This is a genomic window from Nocardia sp. NPDC004722, assembly GCF_053601505.1.
On sequence record NZ_JBSGBY010000022.1, the window covers coordinates 26,227 to 32,329 of the forward strand.

Sequence of the window (6,103 nt, forward strand, 5' to 3'; positions counted from 1 at the left end):
TTTTGACAGGGCTACCCCGCGACGGGTCGCAGCCGGGTACCGCCCAGTCGGTTCGCGTGGGCGGCGAGAATATCGCCCAGCACCGCCGCCGAGGCCGGATCGGCCGGGGTGAGCACGGTGAGGCTGTGGTCCGCGCCGTCCGGGCTGGTGAGATTGTCGTAGCAGACGGTCATCTCACCGGCCTCCGGATGCCGGATGCGTTTGCTGCCGTGGCTGCGGTCCTGCACCGTGTGGTCGTTCCACCAGCCGGTGAATTCCGCGCTCCGCCTGTGCAATTCGTCGATCACCTGGCCGAGTCGCGCATCATCCGGATGCCGGGCCAGATTGCGGCGCAGATTGCCGACGGTCTCGCGGGCCACGCGTTCCCAGTCCAGCTGGGTGGCGCGAATGCCGGGATCGAGCAGGGTCAGCTGCGCGGCATTGACGCCGGACTCGAAGCCGGGCCCGAACAGCGCCGCGGCGGCCGTATTGCGGGCCAGGACGTCCAGCCGGAAATCGCTCAGGTAGGCAGGGAGCGAGGGCATTCCGTCGAGCACGGCCCGCAGCGAGGCGGGCGGTTCGACGACCCGGCGGGTCGGCGGCTGCGCGCCGCGCCCGATCAAGTGCAGATGCGACCGTTCGGCGTCGGTGAGCCGCAGGGCGTCCGCGAGGGCGTCGAGGATCGCCGCACCCGGCGTCCCGACCCGGCCCTGCTCCAGCCGGATGTACCAGTCGATGCTGACCGCGGCCAGCTGCGCGACCTCCTGCCGCCGCAGTCCGGGCGTGCGCCGGGTCCCGACGCTGCGCAGCCCGGCATCCTCCGGCGACAGCCGTTCTCTCATCGCCCGCAGGAACGCGCCCAGCTCGCTGCCGGATTCCGTACTGTTCACCCGACCAGCCTAGGCGGCTGGCATGGGTAGCACGCGGCATACCAGGCTGCGAAGGATCTCCCGGCGGCTCTCGGATTTCAGGATGCTGATCTCAGCATTCGAACAAATCAAGGAGGACCGCCATGAACCGCACAGCGCGCATCACGTCAGTAATTTTCGCCGTGGCGGCCCTGGCCGGGCTGACCGCATGCGGCAGCGAGCACGATTCGAGCACCGCGGCCACCAGCCCGGCACCGACCTCGGTCCAGGTTCGACCGGTGGTTCCGGCCAGGGCCGCGACCTTCACGGTCACCGCCGACGCCACCGACACCTTCCCCGCCGACTTCTACGCCGGAGCCTTCGGCTGCACCGCCGCCAACCACGCCCCGCGTCTGGCCTGGACCGGGGCCCCCGCCGCCGCGAAGAGCTTCGCCGTCACCATGTTCGACCCGGATGCCCCGACGGGCGCGGGCTTCTGGCACTGGATGAATTGGGACATCCCGGCCACGGCAAAGGATTTCAGCGCGGGCACGGCGGGCGTGGCGGGCGCGAATGACGCCGGTGTCCCCGGCTACCTGGGCCCGTGCCCTCCGGCGGGCGACAAACCCCACCACTATGAGATCTCGGTGCTGGCCCTGGACGCGCCCAGCCTGGATCTGCCCGCTGCCACGACGCCGACGGTGGCATCGTTCTCCATGGGCTCGCACATCATCGGGGTCGCGCACCTGACCCTGACGGCACAGCGTCCCTGATTCGAAACGAACGAAGGGTCCCGACCGACATGGCCGGGACCCTTTGTCGTGGAGATGCTTACGCTCAGCCCAGGTGCAGTCGGCGCATCAGGCGCAGCGTCACCAGCGTCGACTTCAGCTGCTTCTCGTACGGCATGGACGCGCGGGCGGCCATGATCTGCTTCTTCTGCACCCCGACATTGATGGTGTCGGTGTACTTGAGCAGACCGGCCGCGCCGTGCCGGGTGCCGACACCGGACTGCTTCACGCCGCCGGACGGCGTGCCCTTGGCGGCGTAGCTGGTCACGAAGCCGTCGTTGATATTGATCGCCCCGGACTCGATGCGCTCGGCGAGTTTCGTTGCGCGCTCGATGTTTCCGGTCCAGATGCTGGCGTTCAGCCCGTAGGCGGTGTCGTTGGCCAGCGCCACCGCCTCGTCGACCGAGCCGTACTTGTAGATGCTGACCACGGGCCCGAAGGTCTCCATGGTGGCGTGCGCCATGTCCTTGGTGACCCCGGTGAGCACGGTCGGCTCGAAGAAGGCCGGGCCGATGTCGGGGCGGGGGTTGCCGCCGGTGACGACGGTCGCGCCCTTGTCCCGCGCCTCGTCGACGTGCGAGGCGACGCGCTTCATGTGGTCGACCGAGACCAGCGAGCCCATTTCGGGGTCGAAGTCGTAGCTCGCGCCCATGGTCTTGCCGAGTTCCTCTGCGGCGGCGACGAATCGGCGCAGGTACTCGTCGTAGATGCGCTCGTGCACGTAGATCCGCTCGATGTGCATGCACGCCTGGCCGGTGTTGCCGAAGACCGCGAAGATGGCCGACGGGATGGCCTCGTCGAGGTTGACATCGTCGAGCACGATCATCGGGTTCTTGCCGCCGAGCTCGAGGCTGCACCCGATCAGGTTGCGCCCGGCCTGCTCACCGATGGTCCGGCCGGTGGCAGTGGACCCGGTGAACATGACGAAGTCGACATTGTCGATGAGCGTGGGGCCGACGTCCGGCCCGCCGCCGCACACGACCTGCACCAGCCCGCGCGGCAGACCCGCCTTCTGCAGCAGCTCGATCCCGTACAGCGTGCACAGCGCGGTCTTGTTGTCCGGCTTCATGATCACGCCATTGCCCGCGATGAGCGCCGGGGTGGAGTCGGACATGGAGATGGCGAACGGGAAGTTCCACGGCGCGATGACCGCGACGACGCCCTTGGGCCGGTGCTCCTCGGTGGAGGAGGTGATCACCGGCATCGGGCCGGAGCGCTTCTTGGGCTTGAGGGTCTTCTCGGCCGTCTTGAGGTAGTGCGCGATGACCATGGGCGTATCGCACGCCTCCTCGATGGCCATGCGTCGTGCCTTGCCGCAACCGATCTGGATGAGGTCCGCGAGGGTCTCGATCTCGGAGAGGATGAGCTCGTGAGCACGCTCGAACACGGCGAGGCGATCCTTGAGCGGCCGCGCCGCCCACTCCTTCTGCGCCGCGCGTGCCATCTCGGCGGCCGCGACGACATCCTCGGGCGAGGACTGCGGCAGGTAGCCGACGACGTCGCCGGTGTAGACCTCGATCATCTCGAAGGGCTCGCGAGCCTCGCCCGCCGTACCGGCCGTCACCATGGCGGTCAGCCGGTTGATGAGGGATTCCGTGACGCGGGGCGGAAGCTTCGCCTTGCTCGTTGTGCTCATGGGACTCTCTCCAGTACTTGCCGCCCGTGACGGCGGTCACCATGATCCAAACTAGAACACGTTATTGTTCAGGACAACGGTGCGGGGTAGTTTCGTGCCGGAATCAGCCCGAGAAAGTGGAAGAAGGGTCGGCGATGACCGCAGCGACTACCGAGACGCCCAGCAACACCGAACCGCACGCGCTGGTCGAAAAGCGCGGCGCGACGCTGATCGTCACCATGAACCGGCCCAAGTCCAAGAACGCGCTGACCGGCGAGATGCTCGCCATCATGACCGAGGCGTGGGACACCGTCGACAACGATCCGGAGATCCGCTCCTGCATCCTGACCGGTGCGGGCGGCGCGTTCTGCGCGGGCGCGGACCTCAAGGCGATGAGCAAGCGCGACCCCAGCGACGGCATGTCGGAGGGCTCCGCCTTCGACCCGACCCGGATGCCGGGCCTGCTCAAGGGCCGCCGCCTCACCAAGCCGCTGATCGCGGCGGTCGAGGGCGCGGCCATCGCCGGCGGCACCGAGATCCTCCAGGGCACCGACATCCGCATCGCCGGTGAGAGCGCCAAATTCGGTGTGTCCGAGGCGAAGTGGAGCCTGTTCCCGATGGGCGGCTCGGCGGTGCGGCTGCCGCGGCAGATCCCGTACACCGTCGCTGCGGAACTGCTGCTGACCGGACGCCACATCACCGCGACCGAGGCGCTGAACTTCGGGCTCATCGGGCACGTGGTGCCGGACGGGACCGCGCTGGACAAGGCCCTGGAGATCGCCGAGCTGATCAACAACAACGGCCCGCTGGCCGTGCAGGCGATCCTGAAGGTCATCCGCGACACCGAGGGCCTGCACGAGGAGGACGCCTTCAAGATCGACGCCAAGGTGGGCCTGCCGGTCTTCCGCAGCGAAGACGCGAAGGAGGGCCCTCGCGCCTTCGCCGAGAAGCGGAAGCCGAACTTCCAAGGGAAGTAGGCGGTTACGGCCGAACGGCCAGTTCCTCACCCAGGAACCCGCCGGACTGGTGCCGCCACAGTTGCGCGTACGCGCCGTCCGCGCGCAACAGCTCCTCGTGGCTGCCCTGTTCGACGATCCGTCCGCGATCGAGCACGATCAGCCGATCCATATCGGCCACCGTGCTCAGCCGGTGCGCGACCACCAGCGCCGTACGCCCTTCCATCAACTCCCAGAGCGCTTGCTGGACAAGGATTTCGCTCTCGGAGTCGAGGGCGCTGGTGGCCTCGTCCAGCAGCAGAATGGGCGCGTCGCGCAGGATGGCACGGGCCAGCGCGACCCGCTGGCGTTGCCCGCCGGAGAGTTTCACGCCGCGCTCGCCGATGAGCGTGTCCATGCCCTCCGGTAGCGCGTCGGCGAATTCGGTGACGTGCGCCGCCTTGGCCGCCCGCCGCACCTCGGCATCGGTGGCGTCGGGCCGCGCGAAGCGGATGTTCTCGCTCAGCGTCCGGTGGAACATGGCCGGATCCTGCGGCACGTAGGACAGCAGGCTGCGCAGATCACTCTGCCGCAGGCGCGAGATGTCCTGCCCGCCAATGCGAATCACACCGCCGTCGATGTCCATCATGCGCAACAGCAGCTGCGTGATCGTGCTCTTGCCACCGCCCGAACGCCCGACCAACCCGATCCGCGATCCGCTCGGCACATCCAGATCCAACCCCCGGAACAACGGGGCGGCACCCGCGTGCGCGAAGTCCACCCGCTCGAACCGGATCCCGGACCCGTTGGGCCGCAAGGGCTCCGGCTCCGGCACGTCGAGCACGGTCGGCGACTCCAGCAGCAGTTCGGTGAACTGCGCGGCCTCGGTGGTGGAGCTCTCCAGCCGCCGGTAGATCTGGTTGAACCGGAACATGATCTCGGTGGCGTTCCAGTAGTAGGTGAACACCACGATGATCACCTCGACCGAGGCGTGCCCGCCGTCGATGCTCAGGGCGATCAGCAGACCGAGCACGTTCACGATCACCATGAGCGGCATGACCGCGGTGTCGATGTAGAGGTTGTTGTAGTCCCACGACCGCAGCGTCTTACGCCGCTGCCCCACGACCCGCCGCCGGTGTTCGGCCGCCTCCTGCGGCTCGGCCGCGAACGCCCGCACCGCCTGCATATTCGACAGGCTGTCGGCGACGTGCCCGGAGACCAGCGCGACTGCGGCCTCCCGCTCGTCGACCAGCCGCTGCCGCCGCTTGATGAGCGGGGTGACGACCACGCCGCACAGCGCGATCAGGCCGAGGAGGGCCACCACCAGCATCGGGTCGTAGCGCCACAGCACCACGCACGCGAAGCCGAGCGGCACCAGCGCGGAGACGATCTCGAAGGCGAGGGTGTCGGCGAACTCCTCGAACCGGGTGGCGAAGCTCAGCGACCGCTTGGTCAGCGAGCCCGCGAAATTGTCGTGGAAGAACGCCGCGTCCTTGGCGAGGAGCTCGTCCATGGAGATGTTGTAGAGGCTTTCGATCCCGTAGGCGTCGAGGCGATTGAGGAAGTGGATTCCGATGCGCCAGAACACCTCCGACAGCAGCAGCACCCCGGCGAAGGCGAGGACGTACGGTGCGACGGTGCCGAACGAGGAGTCACCGGTGGTGGCCACCTTGCCGACGAGAACGGCGACCAGCAGTGGCGCGATATAGAGCTGACAGGTTTTTCCGAGGGCCGGTCCCAGCATGCCGACGGCCGTTATCACCTTGCGCCGGGACATCTCCCGGCCGTAATAGCGCAGAACCAGCATCACAGCGGACGTGCGCGAACTCATTCATCTCCTCTCGCGACAGGTGCTCGTGAGCAGTACAGACAGCCCACAGTGCCCGTCGAGGAGGTGGTTCCGCCACCGAATTATTGCCGGCCGGTAGCCGAATT

The 6,103-nt window shown here is 67.9% G+C and carries 5 protein-coding genes; 2 read left to right on the forward strand and 3 right to left on the reverse strand.

All coding sequences use genetic code 11. From position 1 onward, the window contains the following. Nucleotides 1-11 precede the first annotated feature (11 nt). Nucleotides 12-869 carry a helix-turn-helix transcriptional regulator gene (locus ACWELQ_RS04810; protein ID WP_452395683.1) on the reverse strand — a complete coding sequence of 286 codons (858 nt, stop codon included), beginning with the start codon at nucleotides 867-869 and terminating at the stop codon, nucleotides 12-14. A 122-nt stretch (nucleotides 870-991) separates the two neighbouring features. On the opposite strand from ACWELQ_RS04810, the gene ACWELQ_RS04815 reads away from it, so the two are divergent. Further along, the gene (locus tag ACWELQ_RS04815; RefSeq protein ID WP_452395684.1) at nucleotides 992-1,600 is read left to right on the forward strand and encodes a YbhB/YbcL family Raf kinase inhibitor-like protein; all 609 of its coding nucleotides are present in this window, start codon (nucleotides 992-994) and stop codon (nucleotides 1,598-1,600) included. 64 nt (nucleotides 1,601-1,664) lie between these two features. On the opposite strand, the gene ACWELQ_RS04820 is transcribed toward ACWELQ_RS04815, so the two are convergent. Beyond that, complete coding sequence (locus ACWELQ_RS04820; RefSeq protein ID WP_452395685.1) at nucleotides 1,665-3,254, reverse strand: succinic semialdehyde dehydrogenase; 1,590 nt, start codon at nucleotides 3,252-3,254, stop codon at nucleotides 1,665-1,667. A gap of 134 nt (nucleotides 3,255-3,388) precedes the next feature. Between ACWELQ_RS04820 and ACWELQ_RS04825 the strand changes: the two genes are divergently transcribed. Then, nucleotides 3,389-4,210 carry a crotonase/enoyl-CoA hydratase family protein gene (locus tag ACWELQ_RS04825; RefSeq protein ID WP_452395686.1) on the forward strand — a complete coding sequence of 274 codons (822 nt, stop codon included), beginning with the start codon at nucleotides 3,389-3,391 and terminating at the stop codon, nucleotides 4,208-4,210. A 4-nt stretch (nucleotides 4,211-4,214) separates the two neighbouring features. Here ACWELQ_RS04825 and ACWELQ_RS04830 read toward each other — a convergent pair whose 3' ends face one another. After that, nucleotides 4,215-5,999, reverse strand: a complete 1,785-nt coding sequence (locus tag ACWELQ_RS04830) for an ABC transporter ATP-binding protein (RefSeq protein ID WP_452395687.1) — start codon at nucleotides 5,997-5,999, stop codon at nucleotides 4,215-4,217. Nucleotides 6,000-6,103 lie beyond the last annotated feature (104 nt).

Bases quoted from the DNA above. Each gene is read 5' to 3' on its own strand.
- ACWELQ_RS04815 (WP_452395684.1), top strand. From the start codon at position 992: ATGAACCGCACAGCGCGCATCACGTCAGTAATTTTCGCCGTGGCGGCC.
- ACWELQ_RS04820 (WP_452395685.1), bottom strand. From the start codon at position 3,254: ATGAGCACAACGAGCAAGGCGAAGCTTCCGCCCCGCGTCACGGAATCC.
- ACWELQ_RS04825 (WP_452395686.1), top strand. From the start codon at position 3,389: ATGACCGCAGCGACTACCGAGACGCCCAGCAACACCGAACCGCACGCG.
- ACWELQ_RS04830 (WP_452395687.1), bottom strand. From the start codon at position 5,999: ATGAGTTCGCGCACGTCCGCTGTGATGCTGGTTCTGCGCTATTACGGC.